Origin of the sequence: Aquicoccus sp. SU-CL01552 (assembly GCF_040365005.1) — a bacterium.
Taxonomy (GTDB): Bacteria; Pseudomonadota; Alphaproteobacteria; order Rhodobacterales; family Rhodobacteraceae; genus Antarcticimicrobium.
The window spans coordinates 113,406-127,267 of sequence record NZ_BAABWV010000005.1; the positions used below are offsets into that span (position 1 = coordinate 113,406).

18 protein-coding genes are annotated in these 13,862 nt (G+C 65.7%); 5 read left to right on the plus strand and 13 right to left on the minus strand.

Annotation, left to right across the window (positions count from 1 at the left end; all coding sequences use genetic code 11):
• Positions 1 to 56: 56 nt before the first annotated feature.
• From ABWV23_RS07585 to secG, 12 genes are all read right to left on the minus strand, one after another.
• On the minus strand, positions 57 to 1,391 hold the full coding sequence (locus tag ABWV23_RS07585) for a glutamine synthetase family protein (protein ID WP_353346592.1): 1,335 nt from the start codon (positions 1,389 to 1,391) through the stop codon (positions 57 to 59).
• Between the two features lie 188 nt (positions 1,392 to 1,579).
• A complete protein-coding gene (locus tag ABWV23_RS07590; RefSeq protein WP_353346594.1) occupies positions 1,580 to 2,386 on the minus strand; it encodes an ABC transporter permease in 807 nt (268 codons plus the stop codon).
• The gene (locus ABWV23_RS07595) at positions 2,383 to 3,276 is read right to left on the minus strand and encodes an ABC transporter permease (RefSeq protein ID WP_353346596.1); all 894 of its coding nucleotides are present in this window, start codon (positions 3,274 to 3,276) and stop codon (positions 2,383 to 2,385) included. Before ABWV23_RS07595 ends, ABWV23_RS07590 begins: the two co-directional genes overlap by 4 nt.
• Before the next feature lie 68 nt (positions 3,277 to 3,344).
• Positions 3,345 to 4,058: a transporter substrate-binding domain-containing protein gene (locus ABWV23_RS07600; RefSeq protein WP_353346598.1), complete on the minus strand. Its 714-nt coding sequence runs from the start codon at positions 4,056 to 4,058 to the stop codon at positions 3,345 to 3,347.
• A gap of 36 nt (positions 4,059 to 4,094) precedes the next feature.
• Positions 4,095 to 4,874: an ABC transporter ATP-binding protein gene (locus ABWV23_RS07605; protein ID WP_353346600.1), complete on the minus strand. Its 780-nt coding sequence runs from the start codon at positions 4,872 to 4,874 to the stop codon at positions 4,095 to 4,097.
• A 142-nt stretch (positions 4,875 to 5,016) separates the two neighbouring features.
• The gene (locus ABWV23_RS07610) at positions 5,017 to 5,757 is read right to left on the minus strand and encodes a phosphate/phosphite/phosphonate ABC transporter substrate-binding protein (protein ID WP_353346602.1); all 741 of its coding nucleotides are present in this window, start codon (positions 5,755 to 5,757) and stop codon (positions 5,017 to 5,019) included.
• The gene (locus ABWV23_RS07615; protein ID WP_353346603.1) at positions 5,754 to 6,191 is read right to left on the minus strand and encodes a tellurite resistance TerB family protein; all 438 of its coding nucleotides are present in this window, start codon (positions 6,189 to 6,191) and stop codon (positions 5,754 to 5,756) included. The genes ABWV23_RS07610 and ABWV23_RS07615 overlap by 4 nt, the downstream gene beginning before the upstream one ends.
• Positions 6,192 to 6,237: 46 nt before the next feature.
• Entirely contained in the window at positions 6,238 to 6,678 is a 441-nt protein-coding gene (locus ABWV23_RS07620) for a tellurite resistance TerB family protein (protein ID WP_353346605.1), read from the minus strand.
• Positions 6,679 to 6,720: 42 nt separating this feature from the next.
• Positions 6,721 to 7,014 carry a DUF1330 domain-containing protein gene (locus tag ABWV23_RS07625; protein ID WP_353346607.1) on the minus strand — a complete coding sequence of 98 codons (294 nt, stop codon included), beginning with the start codon at positions 7,012 to 7,014 and terminating at the stop codon, positions 6,721 to 6,723.
• 67 nt (positions 7,015 to 7,081) lie between these two features.
• Positions 7,082 to 7,777 (minus strand): hypothetical protein, encoded by a 696-nt coding sequence (locus ABWV23_RS07630; RefSeq protein WP_353346609.1) that lies wholly within the window; start codon positions 7,775 to 7,777, stop codon positions 7,082 to 7,084.
• Positions 7,778 to 7,814: 37 nt separating this feature from the next.
• Complete coding sequence (gene pyrG / locus ABWV23_RS07635) at positions 7,815 to 9,458, minus strand: CTP synthase (protein ID WP_353346610.1); 1,644 nt, start codon at positions 9,456 to 9,458, stop codon at positions 7,815 to 7,817.
• Positions 9,459 to 9,616: 158 nt separating this feature from the next.
• Positions 9,617 to 9,988, minus strand: coding sequence for a preprotein translocase subunit SecG (gene secG, locus ABWV23_RS07640; RefSeq protein ID WP_353346612.1), 372 nt, complete (start codon positions 9,986 to 9,988; stop codon positions 9,617 to 9,619).
• Between the two features lie 143 nt (positions 9,989 to 10,131).
• Between secG and nthA the strand changes: the two genes are divergently transcribed.
• From nthA to ABWV23_RS07655, 3 genes are read left to right on the plus strand one after another with little or no spacing between them, the layout of a single operon-like run.
• On the plus strand, positions 10,132 to 10,755 hold the full coding sequence (gene nthA, locus ABWV23_RS07645; protein WP_353346614.1) for a nitrile hydratase subunit alpha: 624 nt from the start codon (positions 10,132 to 10,134) through the stop codon (positions 10,753 to 10,755).
• Positions 10,752 to 11,429 (plus strand): nitrile hydratase subunit beta, encoded by a 678-nt coding sequence (nthB, locus tag ABWV23_RS07650; protein WP_353346616.1) that lies wholly within the window; start codon positions 10,752 to 10,754, stop codon positions 11,427 to 11,429. The genes nthA and nthB overlap by 4 nt, the downstream gene beginning before the upstream one ends.
• Positions 11,426 to 11,767, plus strand: coding sequence for a nitrile hydratase accessory protein (locus ABWV23_RS07655; RefSeq protein ID WP_353346618.1), 342 nt, complete (start codon positions 11,426 to 11,428; stop codon positions 11,765 to 11,767). The genes nthB and ABWV23_RS07655 overlap by 4 nt, the downstream gene beginning before the upstream one ends.
• 9 nt (positions 11,768 to 11,776) lie before the next feature.
• Here the strand turns inward: ABWV23_RS07655 and ABWV23_RS07660 are convergent, their stop codons facing one another.
• Positions 11,777 to 12,172 carry a DUF6524 family protein gene (locus ABWV23_RS07660; RefSeq protein WP_353346619.1) on the minus strand — a complete coding sequence of 132 codons (396 nt, stop codon included), beginning with the start codon at positions 12,170 to 12,172 and terminating at the stop codon, positions 11,777 to 11,779.
• 156 nt (positions 12,173 to 12,328) lie between these two features.
• On the opposite strand from ABWV23_RS07660, the gene ABWV23_RS07665 reads away from it, so the two are divergent.
• Both ABWV23_RS07665 and ABWV23_RS07670 read left to right on the plus strand, forming a co-directional pair.
• Positions 12,329 to 13,621: an adenylosuccinate synthase gene (locus tag ABWV23_RS07665; protein ID WP_353346875.1), complete on the plus strand. Its 1,293-nt coding sequence runs from the start codon at positions 12,329 to 12,331 to the stop codon at positions 13,619 to 13,621.
• Complete coding sequence (locus tag ABWV23_RS07670; protein WP_353346621.1) at positions 13,621 to 13,851, plus strand: DUF2842 domain-containing protein; 231 nt, start codon at positions 13,621 to 13,623, stop codon at positions 13,849 to 13,851. The genes ABWV23_RS07665 and ABWV23_RS07670 overlap by 1 nt, the downstream gene beginning before the upstream one ends.
• Positions 13,852 to 13,862: the final 11 nt, after the last annotated feature.

Here is a 13,862-nt window from a genome sequence, read left to right on the forward strand (position 1 = left end):
ATTGTGGAATGGGTCGAACCTAGGCGCAGGTCCGGGGCCGCACAAGGCCGTGCGGATCAGACCGTGTCGAGATAGATATCCACCTGTTCTGCCGGCGAAAGCTCGGCCATGTAATGCAGTTCCTGCCGCTTGGTCAGGACGAAGTTGCGGATCAGGCCGGGATCGAAGATGCGCGGCATGATCTTGCTGTCGGCAAAGATGTCGATGGCCTTGCCCCAGTCGATCGGCATCTGCGGCAGGTCGAGCTCATAGGCGCTGCCGGTGATCGGAGCAGGCGGCTCGGCGCCGTCCTCGATCCCGTTCAGCGCCGCGCCCAGCACGGCGGCGACCATCAGGTAGGGGTTCACGTCACCGCCCGCGACTCGGTGCTCGATCCGCCGCGCGGCGGGGTTGCCCGAGGGGATGCGCAGGGCGGCGGTGCGGTTCTCATAGGCCCAGCAGATGCTGGTGGGGGCGTGGTTGCCGGGCACCAGCCGGTCATAGCTGTTGCCGTGCGGGGCAAAGACCAGCGCGGAATCATGCATCGCGTCGAGACAGCCGGCAACGGCATGGCGCAGGGTGTCGGTGCCCTGCGGGCCGCCGTCGTCAAAGACGTTGTTGCCCTCGTCGTCGAGGATCGAGAAATGCATGTGCAGTCCCGAGCCGGAGTAATCCTCATAGGGTTTGGCCATGAAGGAGGCGGCAAAGCCGTGCCGCCGGGCCATCCCCTTGAGCAGCATCTTGAACAGCCAGGCATCGTCGGCGGCGCGCAGCGCGTCGGACTGGTGCATCAGGTTGATCTCGAACTGGCCCAGCCCAGCCTCGGAGATGGCGGTATCGGCCGGGATGTCCATCTCTTCGCAGGCATCGTAGAGATCGCCGAAGAAGGTGTCGAAGGCATCCAGCGCCCGGATCGACATGATCTCGGCCGCCTTGCGCCGCTTGCCCGAGCGGGGTGAGACCGGCACCTGGAGGCTCTTGCCGCTGTCGTCGATCAGGAAGAACTCCAGCTCGACGGCGACCACCGGCTTCAGTCCGCGCGCCTTGTAACGGTTGAGCACGGCGGCCAGCGCGTGGCGCGGATCGCCCTCGAACGGGCGACCGTCGTCGCGGTACATCCAGATCGGCAAGAGCGCGCTGGGCGAACTGAGCCAGGGCATCGGGACGAAACCGCGCTCGGTCGGGCGCAGCACGCCGTCGCGGTCGCCGCTTTCGAATACCAGCGGACTGTCGTCGATATCCTCGCCCCAGATGTCGAGGTTCATCACGGAAAGCGGAAACCGCGTGCCGTCGCTGACCACCTTGTCGGCGAAGCGGGCCGGGATCCGCTTGCCGCGCGGTTGGCCGTTGAGGTCGGCGGCGGCCACGCGGATCGAGTGGATCTGCGGGTGCTTGCGAAGAAAGTTCTGCATTCTGTCACCTGCTCGCGGGCGCGGGACATCGCCCCGGAGCGGGGCGCCAAACCGCGCCGATAATTTGATCAAATTATTGGTAGCCCGGCACAGGCCATCACGCAAGGGAAGAGTTGCGGCCTCCATGACGGAACCCGCCGCCCGCCGGTGCATTGGTGGTTTTCTGTGCGTGTCGCGGGGTGGTTCGGTTACCGCAGCAGGTTTGGCCGCAGCCGCAGCCGGGCGCGCCGGTCCGCCGGCAGGTGCCGGTTGAGCCGTCGGTTGACCAACCCGAAGCTGCCCACGATCGTCAGCGTGACCAGGATGAAATACATCGCCAGGATCGGGTAGGGGATGAATGGGTTGAAAGTCTTGTCGGCAAAGTAGCTGGCGTAATACAGCGCGTCGCCTTTTTGCCGCCAGGCCGGAAAGCCCGAGAAAAAGACCAGCGTGGTCGCGTGGAACAGGAAGATCGCCTCGTTGGTATAGGCCGGCCAGGCCAGCCGCAGCATGGTGGGCCAGGTGATCTTGCGAAACTTCTTCCAGCCCGAGAAACCATAGGCATCGGCCGCCTCGAGGTCGCCGCGCGGGATCGACAGCAGCGCACCGTAAAAAATCTCGCCCGAGTAGGCGGCGGTGTTGAGGAACAGCACCACCACCGCCCCGAGCCCCGCCGAGGTGAAGGGATCAAAGATGGAACTCACGCCCTTGAGGCTGAGAAACAGGAAGTAGGCAAAGAAGAACTGGATGAACAGCGGCGAGCCCCGGAACAGGAAGATGAACCATTCCGATGTCTTGCGCAGCAACAGGTTGTGCGACGCCTTGCCCATGGCCAGCGCGGTGGCCATGAAAAAGCCGGCCAGCAGGGCGATCAGCCCGAAATAGACGTTCCAGATCATGCCCGAGCCGATCAGCGTGAATTGCTCGCACAGGGTGAAATCGTCGCGCGGCAACAGCCGCTCGCCGATCCCGAGCGAGCGCAGGGCGTAATCCTGAACGGTTTGCCAGCAACTCATGGCGGCCCTCCTGCGGCGCGGCGCTGGGCCTCGCCGGCGGCGGTGGCCTGCCCGCGCGAAAGCCGGCGCATGATTCGGTCCAGCACCAGTTCAGAGGCCTTGGTGAACAGCAGGTAAAACACCAGCAGCGCGAGGAAATACCACATCCGCCAGTCGGCATGGGGGTAATCGGTAAAGCGCGGGTTGGCGGTGCCGCCCAGCTTGCGCGCCCAGTAGACGATATCCTCGACCCCCAGCAGGAACAGCAGCGGGGTCGCCTTGATCAGCACCATCCACAGGTTCGACAGCCCCGGCAGCGCATAGACCCACATCTGCGGCACCAGGATGCGCCAGAAGGTCTGGCGGTGGCTCATGCCATAGGCCTCGGCGGTTTCGATCTGGGCCCTTGGGACGGCGCGCATCGCGCCATAGATCACATTGGCGGCAAAGGCCCCGAACACGATGGCAAAGGTCAGCACCGCAAGGAAAAACCCATAGGTTTCATGCACCCATTGCGGTGCGGTGCCCAGCGGCAGCTTGGCCTGGGCGCAGACCACGAAATCATTGCCCTGGCGGATCGGCTGATCCCAATCGGGGCATTTCACCTTGTGCCGCATCCATTCAAAGGCCTGGTCGAGGGCGATCACGAAGAACAGAAAGAACGCGATATCCGGGACGCCGCGCACGATCGCGATATAGGCCTTGCCGACCCAGCGCAGCGGCAGGAATCGCGCGCGCGCCGCACTTGCCCCGCTGAACCCGAACAGCAGCGCAGCCGGCGCGGTGATCGCCAGCAGCAGCAGAACGGTCACGAAAGAGAAATAGAATCCCATATGCTTGCCTGTCGTGAGGTAACAGGCAAACCATTGCAGCTTTGGAAGTGTGTCGGGATCAGTGCAAAAATTGAACATGCTGCGCGATCAGGGGGCCCACCCCCGATACGGTCCGGGGGTGGGCGTTAAACAGGGTCGGAAGGCGATCAGAACGTGCTGGCCACTTCCCATTTCGAGATCATCGCGTTGAGGGTTCCGTCGTCCTTCATCGACTGGATGGCCGCGTCGAACTTGTCCTTCAAAGCGGTGTCGGATTTGCGAAAGCCCATGCCGACGCCACCGCCGATCGCTTCTTCACGCTCGAGCAGGACGAGCTCCGCCTCTGCGTCGGCGACCGGCGCGAGATAGGACTTGTCGGCCAGCACCGCGTCAGCCTCGCCGTTGCGGACCGCGGCGATGGTTTCCTCGGGCGTTGCGAACTCGACCAGCGTCCAGCCTTTTTCGGCCACGAAGGAGGCCTGGATGGTGCTGGTCTGGGCCGCGATCACCGCGCTTTCGACGTCCAGATCGGGCGACATCGCCAGATAGGCCGAGGGGTCCGGCGGCGTGTAGTTGGTGGTAAAGTCGATCACTTCCTGGCGCTCGGCGGTGATGCTCATGCCGGCGATGATCGCGTCATAGTTGCCCGAGACGAGGTTGGGGATGATCGAATCCCAGTCGTTGGTGACCCATTCACAGGTCAGTTCGGCGCGTTTGCACAGCTCATCGCCCAGCTCGCGCTCGAATCCGTCGACCTCGCCCTTGTCATTGATATAGTTCCACGGCTCATAGGCGCCTTCGGTGCCCAGGCGGATGGTTTCGGCAGAGGCCATCCCGGCGCAAAGCGCCAGGGCGGCGGTGGCAAGAACCAGTTTTTTCATTTGGATACTCCCTTTTTTGATCTTGGTCATTTGAGGTTAGGCCGCGTGGGTTGTCGAGGACAGGAACCCCCGCAGACGTTCTGATTTGGGCGCGCCGAACAGCGTTTCAGGCGGGCCCTGTTCCTCGATTCGGCCCAGATGCAGGAACACCACGTGATCGGACACGTCATGGGCCATGTTCATGTCATGGGTGACGATGAGCATGGTGCGCCCCTCGGTGGCCAGGTCCTTGATCACGCGCACAACTTCCTGTTCCAGTTCCGGGTCCAGCGCGCTGGTCGGCTCGTCGAACAACAGCGCCTCGGGCTCCATGCAAAGGGCGCGGGCGATCGCCGCGCGCTGCTGCTGGCCACCGGAGAGCTGCGCCGGGTAGGCATCGCACTTGTCGCCGATGCCGACCTTGTCGAGATACCTGCGCGCCGCCGCTTCCACATCGGCGCGGTCACGCCCCAGCACGGTCAGCGGCGCCTCCATCACGTTTTGCAGGATGGTCATATGGGCCCAGAGGTTGAATTGCTGGAACACCATGGACAGGTTGGTGCGGATCCGCAGCACCTGGCGCGGATCGGCCGGGCGACGGTGCAGCCCATGCCCCTTCCAGGTCACCGGCTCGCCCTTGAACAGGATTTCGCCCTGCTGGCTGTCCTCGAGCAGGTTGGCGCAGCGCAGCAGCGTCGATTTGCCCGATCCGGAGGATCCGATCAGCGAGACGACATCACCCTTGTGGGCGGTGATGTCGACGCCCTTGAGCACCTCCAGCTCACCATAGCTTTTGTGCAGGTCGCGAATTTCGATGACGGGCGTTGCGTCGGCCACGGGTGCTCCGGGTCTGATGTCGGGTCAGTTCGATACTAGGGCGGAAAATTTTGCGTATTGCAACTTTCAAAACGCCGGAACGACAATCGAACCGTCCGAATTGACCAAAGGCCGACCGCAACGGGTGGGGTTTCGGGCAGGGTCAGGCGGCGGGCGGCGGCGGTGTGGGGACCGCGAGATAGGCGCTTTTCGTCAGGAACTCGATGCCGCGCAGGTGCAGCGCGGCGCGGTCGGCGGGGGAGAGGGCGGCGACGGCACGGGTCAGGGCGGCGCGCAGCGGTTCGGGATCGCGGTTGGCAGCGGTGATATAGGGCAGGGCGGGGGTGGGCGCGGTGGTGCCGATCACCCGCAGCGCGTCCACCACCGGATCGTGATCACGCAACAGCGCCCAGGTCACAGCGTCGATCCCGGCGATATCGGCGCGCCCCTCGGCCACGGCATGGGCCGAGGCCGCGTGCGCCCCGGTTCGCAACAGGTGGGAAAAGCCGATGCCGCGCTCGGTGAAATAGGCATATGGTGCTGCCCAGCCCGATTGCGACAGCGCCTCGTTATAGGCCAGCGTTCCGCCGGCGAAATCCTCCGGCACCGCGCCGGGCGCGTCGGCCCGCACCACCAGCACCGAGGTGTAGTGACCGGGCGGGCAGCCCGGCAGGCCGTGATCGGGGGTGGCCACCAGCGTGACCGCGTCGTGCAGCCGGGTCCGGTAGGGCATGCCGCAGGTCTGTGCCAGCAGCAGTTCGGGCGATTGCCAGACCTCCCAGGGGTCGGCATCGCGGTCCAGCCTCTCCGGTCCCTCGCCTAGGGCTGTGCGAATCCCGGTCCAAAGCCTGTCGTTGGCGGCGCGCAGCGGGGCCATGTCGTACATGCCCAGCCAGGCGATCACCCGCGCGCGGCCTTTTGCCGGGCCAGCGCAGAGTCGCGGTCGTTCACCCCCAGCAGGTTGGCCACCAGCCGCAACAGCGCGTCCTCCTCCTTGGCGCGTTCCCCATCGGCGAGCACCACCGACCAGGCGGCTTCGACCACGGCGCGTCGCTCTTCATAGGGCACGGCGTCCTTGATCGCGCGGGTAAAACGGACGGTGTCGGGGGCCTCGGACTCCAGCGTCTCGGCGCGGCCACGCAGCGCCGTGGCCTCGAACGGCGAGAGGCCATAGCGGGTGGCGGTCACCCGGTCGATGCGGTCGCGTTCGGCCTGGGCATAATCGTTGTCCGAGCGCGCGATGCGGACCAGAAGCGCGCTCAGCGCCAGCCGGGCATCGTCTTCGGTCAGGGGATCGGGGTCGGGCCGGGTCAACCGGGACAGGAAATCGCGGAACATGACTGTCGATATATAACCGCGCCCCTGCCACGCCAAGGGCGCGCGGTCAGAGCCGGGCCTGAACCCGGTCGCGCGCGGCCTCGCTGTCGGCGAAACTCAGGCCCATCGCCTTGCGGGCCTCCTCGATGATCTTCAACTCGCCCTCTTTCTGCTCACCGTCGGCCAGCACCACCTCCCACAGGGCGTCCAGCGCCGCGAGCCGTTCCTCGAGCCCGGTGGTCTCGCGGATCAGCTTGCCGAAGGTATCGGTCTCGGGGGCGGCCGAGTGCAGTTTCTCGCAGGTGGCCCGCACCTTGGCGGCCTCGATCGCGTTGTGCTGGTACATCCGGGCCAGGATGCGGTCGATCAGGCTGATCTCTTCGACCTGGTAATCGCGGTCGGCCTGCGCCACCCGCACCAGGAGCGCCCCGAGCGCGAGTTCCGCATCCGGATCGGGAAGTGCCGCCGGTGCCGCCGGTCGGAACGATTGGAACAGCTTTTTCAACATTGCCGGACCCTTTTTTCGTTTCGTTCCCGCGTCTGGCGCGGATCAGCCGTCATAGCCCTCGACGATGACCAGATCGCCGGTCGAGACCGCTTCGCGAATCTCCTTCGCCGCCTGATACCCCGCGCTGTCGTAACAGGCCACAGCCTTGTCATAGCTGTCGAATTCGATCACCACGGTGCGTTTTCGCACGGTGCCTTCGCGAACCTCCTGCGGGCCGCCACGGACGAGAAAACGGGCGCCGTATTCGGCAAAGGGCACGGCGTTGGCGTCCCGGTAGCGTTCGTACACATCGGCGTTCTGTACGTCCACATGACCCACCCAATAGCCTTTTGTCATTACCTGTTCTCCTTTAGCGGCGCCGGAAGTCTGCCGTCGCGACGCGTCCTTGGCAAGCGGATTGCCCTCAACCGGTGAGCCGGGGGCAGCCAAACCGCAGATCGTCCAGCGCGACGCCGCCCGGATCGCGGTTCTCGACCGTCATGCCGGCGATGCGGGCAGAGGGGTCGAACAGCGCATGTTCGGTGATCCCTTCGGGCAAGGTCAGCTGCCTCAGTGCGATGCGGGTCCCGTCGCGCGCATAGAGCGTGAGGGTGACGTTGCCCCGGTGCCCGGTGTTGAGCCCCAGCGCGCTGCTGTACTCGGTGTGCACGCGCAGCCCCACGGCGCAGACATCGCGGCGAAACAGCACCGCCACCGCACCTTCGCCACGTGCCAGCGGGTCGGGTTGGCCCAGCGCGCCCAGCGGATAAAGCGCCATCGAACCGAACCCCTCGTGCAGCGACAGGCTGACCACCTGGCCCGGTTGACCGGGCCGCAGCGCCAGCGGGGCCTTGGGTGCGCCGCGCAGCACGTCGTGCGGGCCGCCCTCGTCGATCCGTTCGGCCTCGACGCTCTGACCTTGGAACGCCTCGCCCAGAAGACCGCCGGGAAAGGCGATGCCATGATCGAAATCATACCCCGGATAGGGCCTCGCCGGCAGCCGGTCGAAGGTGACCAGACCGGGGGCGAGGGTTTCGAGCTCGCGATAAGGGACCTCGACCACCTCCTGCGCGGTGGCGGCGGTGGCCCCGAGGGCGAGGAGCAGGGCGATCAGGCGCATGGTGGGGCCGGAGGAGGAAGGCGGCAATGCGCCCCCCTCACACCAACCGCGAGGTTTCCTTGGCCGCGCGGACGAAATCCTTGAACAGCGGGTGCGGCTCGAAGGGTTTCGATTTCAGTTCAGGGTGGAACTGGACGCCGATGAACCACGGGTGATCCGACCATTCGACGATCTCGGGCAGGCGCCCGTCCGGCGACATGCCGGAGAAATGCAGCCCGCACTCCTCGAGCTTGTCGCGGTACTTGATGTCGACCTCGTAGCGGTGGCGGTGGCGTTCCTCGATCTGGGTGGTGCCATAGACCTTGGCGACGCGGGAGCCCTCTTTCAGCACCGCGTCATAGGCGCCCAGCCGCATGGTGCCGCCCTTGTCGTCGCTGGCGCTGCGGGTGACCTTGTAGTTGCCCTGCACCCATTCCTTGAGGTGATAGACCACCGGTTCGAACCGTTTCTTGCCGGCCTCGTGGTCGAATTCCTCCGACCCGGCGGTCTTGACCCCGGCAACGTTGCGCGCCGCCTCGATCACCGCCATCTGCATGCCAAGGCAGATCCCCAGGTAGGGCACCTTGTGTTCGCGGGCGAACTGGGCCGCCTTGATCTTGCCCTCGGTGCCGCGCTCGCCAAAGCCGCCGGGCACCAGGATGGCGTCGAAATCCTCGAGATAGGGCGCCGGGTCCTCGGTGTCGAAGATCTCGGCATCGACCCATTCCACAGCGACCTTGACCCGGTTGGCCATGCCGCCGTGGGTCAGCGCCTCGGCGATGGATTTATAGGCATCCTCGAGCTGCGTGTACTTGCCGACGATGGCGACCTTCACGTCGCCCTCGGGGTTGTAGATGCGATCTGCCACATCCTCCCACCGGGACAGCTCGGGGCGCGGCGCCGGGCTGATCTGGAAGGCATCGAGAACCGCCTGATCCAGCCCCTCACCGTGATAGGCCAGCGGCGCCTCATAGATCGATTTCAGGTCCTGCGCGGCGATCACCGCCTCGGGGCGCACGTTGCAGAACAGCGCCAGTTTCTCGCGTTCCTTCTGCGGGATCGGCCCCTCCGACCGGCAGACCAGGATATCGGGCGCCAACCCGATCGAGCGCAATTCCTTGACGCTGTGCTGGGTCGGCTTGGTCTTGAGCTCGCCGCTGGCCTTGATGAAGGGCAGCAGCGTCAGGTGCATGAACAGGCACTGACCGCGCGGTTTTTCCTGGCTGAACTGGCGGATCGCCTCGAAGAAGGGCAGCCCTTCGATGTCGCCAACCGTGCCGCCGATCTCGCAGAGCATGAAATCGACCTCGTCCTCGCCGATGCGGATGAAATCCTTGATCTCGTTGGTGACGTGGGGAATGACCTGAATCGTCTTGCCGAGGTAATCGCCGCGGCGTTCCTTTTCCAGCACGTTGGAATAGATCCGCCCCGAACTGACCGAGTCGGTCTTGCGCGCGGCCACCCCGGTAAAGCGTTCGTAGTGGCCGAGGTCGAGGTCGGTCTCGGCGCCGTCGTCGGTGACGAAGACCTCGCCATGTTCGAATGGCGACATCGTGCCCGGATCGACGTTGAGGTAGGGGTCCAGCTTGCGCAGCCGCACCGAGAAGCCGCGTGCCTGAAGCAGCGCCCCCAGCGCCGCCGAGGCCAGCCCCTTGCCAAGTGAGGATACGACACCGCCGGTGATGAAGATGAAACGCGCCATTGTTCGGCTGCTCCCGTGATTGCCTGTATTTCCGATGCCCGAAGCGGTCGAAAAACCGCAGCATCACGGGACTTCATGGTTACAGGATTCGCACGCCATGCGCAAGAGAACCGCAAGATGCTGTTGCGGTTCTCGTCCTGTTTTCTAGGTTTGGTGGTTTAGTCGGCGCGCGGCACCAGCGGTGCGTTATCGCCCTCGGCCGGCGGCAACAGGTCCTGACCCGCCGGCAGATCCGGCGCGCTGGTGTCGGGTTCCTCGACCGCGGGGGCATTGCCCAGACGGTCGATCACCGAGGTACCGGCCGATTTTTCCGCCGCGATGATGGTCAGCAGGATCGAGGTCACGATGAAGGCCGCCGCGAGGATCCAGGTCACCTTGCCCAGGGCGGTCGCCGCCGCGCGGCCGCTCATGACGCCGCCGCCACCGCCGCCACCCATGCCCAGCCCACCGCCTTCCGAGCGCTGAAGCAGCACGACGGCGATCAGGCCGACGGCAAGAAGGAGGTGGATGATGAGGACGACGTTTTCCATGAGTTCCTGCAGCGCTTTCCCGGTGTCGCGGGGTATGTAGGGAAGTTTGCCGGGCGGGGCAAGCAAACAGTTTCGCGCCGTCGCTTTCCGGGCGGGCAACTGTGGGCTGGACAAATCGGCGCGCGGGCGCGCAATCTGCGCCCATGCCACACGATCACCATGACCACGACGATCCGCACGCCCTGCTGCCGCCTGACCCGGCGCTGCGGGTGCGGGCGCTGGAAACCCTGCTGGCGCGCAAGGGGCTGATCGAGCCCGCCACGCTGGACGAGATCATAGACACCTACCAGAATCGCATCGGTCCCCGGAACGGCGCACAGGTTGTGGCCCGGGCCTGGGCCGATCCGGCATTTCGCGCCGCCCTGCTGGAGGACGCCACGCCGGTGGTCGCCGACCTGGGATTTTTCGGCCGTCAGGGCGAACATGTGATCGCGGTCGAGAACACCGCCACGCAGCACAACATGGTGGTCTGCACCCTGTGCAGCTGTTACCCGTGGCCACTGCTGGGCATTCCGCCGGCCTGGTACAAATCCGACGCCTACCGCTCTCGCGCGGTGCGCGAGCCGCGCAAGGTGCTGGCCGAATTCGGTGTCACACTGCCGCAAGAGACCGCCGTGCGGGTCTGGGATTCGACCGCCGAGGTCCGCTATCTGGTGATTCCCCGCCGCCCCGAGGGCACCGAGGGGATGGGCATCGAGGATCTGGCGAAACTGGTGACCCGCGACAGCATGGTCGGCACCGGTCTGGCACGGACCCCCGGCGCATGACGCGCGTGCATGACATGGGGGGACGGTTCGGCGACGCGCCGGTCGATCCCGGCGCGCCCGACGATCCAGTGTTCGCCGAGGAATGGCACGCGCGGGCGCTGGCGGTGACCTTGGCCGCCGGGGCGCTGGGGCAGTGGAACCTCGACATGTCGCGCCACGCCCGCGAATGCCTGTCGCCCAAGGACTATGCCAGCCTGTCCTATTTCGAGAAATGGACTGCCGCGTTGGTCGATCTGCTGGTCGATAACGGGGTCTTGAGCGTGGACGATCTGCGCGGGCAGGGCGATGAGGGCCGCCATGCGCTGGCCGATCGTGCGCTCAAGGCGGATGACGTCGCGGCGGCCCTTGCCAAAGGCGGGCCGACGGACCGGCCCTTTGACGGGGTGCCTGCCTTTGCCCCCGGCCAGCAGGTGCGCACCCTGCGCCCTGCCGCCAACCGATTGGTCGATGGCGGTCATACCCGCCTGCCGGCCTATGCCGCCGGCGCCGAGGGGCGGGTGCTGCGCTGTCACGGCGCGCATGTGCTGCCCGACGCCCATGCCCATGGGCTGGGCGAGGCGCCCGAACCGCTTTACACCGTGGTGTTCCCGGCGGGCGAACTCTGGGCCGCGCCCGAGAATCCGCGCGACGAGGTCACCCTCGACCTCTGGCAATCCTACCTGGAGCCGGCATGAGCAATCAGACGCCCGAGACCCGGGGCCCCGAACCGGTCTTTACCCAGCCCTGGCATGGGCAGGTTTTTGCGTTGACCGTCTCGTTGAACGAGGCGGGCCATTTCGCATGGCCCGAGTGGACGGCGCGGTTCTCGAAAACCCTTGCGCGCCACGGGCTGAAAAAGGAACTCGACGGCGGCGACGATTACTTCGATGCCTGGCTGGAGACGCTGGAGGGGCTGCTTGCCGATCTGGGCCAGGCCGCACCGGACGAGGTGGAGCGCCTGCGCGCAGCTTGGGAGGCGGCCTATCTCTCGACCCCGCATGGCGACCCGGTGCACCTGCCCAAGGGGGCGTGACCGGCCCCGCTATTCGTCCACGTCGTCGATGTCGGCCTGCCCCGAAAGCCGCCGGCGTACGTGGCTCCAGCCCAGACCGATTCCCAGCACTGCCGACAGCGCGAGGATGCTGAGCCAGACGTTGAGATCGCGGTTGTCCAGCGCCAGCACCCCGAGATCGTAAAGAACCCAGAGCAGCGCCAGCACGACGGCGAGGACCAGAAACATCCCGAATCCGCCGATCGAGCGCAGCGTGGCGCGCAGGTAAATAATGTAGCAGATCAGCAGGATCAGCCCCGCCAGCACGGTGAGCGAGAGCGAGCTGCTGTAGTTCGCCATCGACCAGTGGACATAATTCCAGGGCGTCGGGTTGTAGGTCAGCGCAAGCAGGACAAAGGCGAAAACCCAACGCAGCAACAGGCCCATGGTCACGATCCCTCCCGGTTCAGGTCGGGCACAAAATCGCCCAAAGCCGGGATGCTGTCCAGTCCCGGGGCCGCCTGCGTCGAATTTGCGGTTTTCCTGCCGCATCCGCATCGCTATACCGACGCGGGTTTGAACAAGCGCAGCGAAGGACCGGATATGGCCAATGTCGTCGTGGTCGGCGCCCAATGGGGCGACGAAGGAAAAGGCAAGATCGTGGATTGGCTCTCGGAGCGTGCCGATGTGATCGCGCGGTTCCAGGGCGGGCATAACGCCGGCCATACGCTGGTGATCGACGGCGAGGTCTACAAGCTGAACGCGCTGCCCTCGGGCGTGGTGCGCGGTGGCAAGCTCAGCGTGATCGGCAACGGCGTGGTGCTGGACCCATGGCACCTGGTCGCCGAGATCGAGAAGATCCGCGAACAGGGGGTCGAGATCACGCCCGAAACTCTGATGATCGCCGAGAACGCGCCGCTGATCCTGCCGTTTCACGGCGAGCTGGACCGCGCGCGCGAGGCACAGAACTCGGTCGCCAAGATCGGCACCACCGGGCGCGGCATCGGGCCGTGCTACGAAGACAAGGTCGGGCGCCGCGCGATCCGAGTCGCAGACCTGGCCGACAAGGCCACGCTCGAGCTGCGCGTCGATCGCGCGCTGGTGCATCACAATGCGCTGCGGGCGGGGCTGGGCCTTGAAGCCATCGACCGGGATGGGCTGATCGCCAAGCTGAACGAGATCGCACCGCAGATCCTGCAATATGCCGCGCCGGTCTGGAAGGTGCTGACCGAAAAGCGCAAGGCCGGCAAGCGGATCCTGTTCGAGGGCGCGCAGGGCGCGCTGCTCGACATCGATTTCGGCACCTATCCCTTTGTCACCTCGTCGAACGTGATTGCCGGGCAGGCGGCCACCGGCACCGGCATCGGGCCGGGCGCCATCGACTTCGTCCTAGGCATCGTCAAGGCCTATACCACTCGCGTGGGCGAGGGGCCGTTCCCGACCGAACTGGACGACGACGACGGCCAGCGCCTGGGCGAGCGGGGCCATGAATTCGGCACCGTGACCGGCCGCAAGCGCCGCTGTGGCTGGTTCGATGCCGCCCTCGTGCGCCAGACCTGCGCCACCAGTGGCGTAAACGGCATCTCGCTGACCAAGCTCGATGTGCTGGATGGGTTCGAGACGCTGAAGATCTGCGTCGGCTATGAGCTTGACGGCGAACGGCTGGACTATCTGCCCATCGCCTCCGATCAGCAGGCCCGCTGCAAGCCGATCTACGAGGAAATGCCGGGCTGGTCGGAATCGACGGAAGGGGCCCGGTCGTGGAATGATCTGCCCGCCAACGCGATCAAGTACGTCCGCCACATCGAGGAATTGATCGATTGCCCGGTGGCGCTGCTGTCGACCTCGCCCGAGCGCGACGACACCATCCTCGTCACCGATCCGTTTGCAGACTGATGGCGCTCAGCTACAAAGCCCGCCGCCGCTGGTCGCTGGTGATTCTGCTGATCGGGATGCCGGCCTATATCGTCGCGGCGGTGACGCTGGTGAACTGGATCGACCGGCCGTCGATCCTGGTTGAACTGATCGTCTATGTCGCGCTGGGGGGTCTCTGGGCGCTGCCGTTCAAGTTCATCTTTCGCGGGGTCGGGCAAGCCGACCCCGAGGCGAGCGACGACCGGGATTGATCCCGGGAAGC

Bases quoted from the DNA above. Each gene is read 5' to 3' on its own strand.
- ABWV23_RS07585 (WP_353346592.1), bottom strand. From the start codon at position 1,391: ATGCAGAACTTTCTTCGCAAGCACCCGCAGATCCACTCGATCCGCGTG.
- ABWV23_RS07590 (WP_353346594.1), bottom strand. From the start codon at position 2,386: ATGAGTTGCTGGCAAACCGTTCAGGATTACGCCCTGCGCTCGCTCGGG.
- ABWV23_RS07595 (WP_353346596.1), bottom strand. From the start codon at position 3,276: ATGTTCAATTTTTGCACTGATCCCGACACACTTCCAAAGCTGCAATGG.
- ABWV23_RS07600 (WP_353346598.1), bottom strand. From the start codon at position 4,058: ATGAAAAAACTGGTTCTTGCCACCGCCGCCCTGGCGCTTTGCGCCGGG.
- ABWV23_RS07615 (WP_353346603.1), bottom strand. From the start codon at position 6,191: ATGTTCCGCGATTTCCTGTCCCGGTTGACCCGGCCCGACCCCGATCCC.
- ABWV23_RS07620 (WP_353346605.1), bottom strand. From the start codon at position 6,678: ATGTTGAAAAAGCTGTTCCAATCGTTCCGACCGGCGGCACCGGCGGCA.
- ABWV23_RS07625 (WP_353346607.1), bottom strand. From the start codon at position 7,014: ATGACAAAAGGCTATTGGGTGGGTCATGTGGACGTACAGAACGCCGAT.
- ABWV23_RS07630 (WP_353346609.1), bottom strand. From the start codon at position 7,777: ATGCGCCTGATCGCCCTGCTCCTCGCCCTCGGGGCCACCGCCGCCACC.
- pyrG (WP_353346610.1), bottom strand. From the start codon at position 9,458: ATGGCGCGTTTCATCTTCATCACCGGCGGTGTCGTATCCTCACTTGGC.
- secG (WP_353346612.1), bottom strand. From the start codon at position 9,988: ATGGAAAACGTCGTCCTCATCATCCACCTCCTTCTTGCCGTCGGCCTG.
- nthA (WP_353346614.1), top strand. From the start codon at position 10,132: ATGCCACACGATCACCATGACCACGACGATCCGCACGCCCTGCTGCCG.
- nthB (WP_353346616.1), top strand. From the start codon at position 10,752: ATGACGCGCGTGCATGACATGGGGGGACGGTTCGGCGACGCGCCGGTC.
- ABWV23_RS07655 (WP_353346618.1), top strand. From the start codon at position 11,426: ATGAGCAATCAGACGCCCGAGACCCGGGGCCCCGAACCGGTCTTTACC.
- ABWV23_RS07660 (WP_353346619.1), bottom strand. From the start codon at position 12,172: ATGGGCCTGTTGCTGCGTTGGGTTTTCGCCTTTGTCCTGCTTGCGCTG.
- ABWV23_RS07665 (WP_353346875.1), top strand. From the start codon at position 12,329: ATGGCCAATGTCGTCGTGGTCGGCGCCCAATGGGGCGACGAAGGAAAA.
- ABWV23_RS07670 (WP_353346621.1), top strand. From the start codon at position 13,621: ATGGCGCTCAGCTACAAAGCCCGCCGCCGCTGGTCGCTGGTGATTCTG.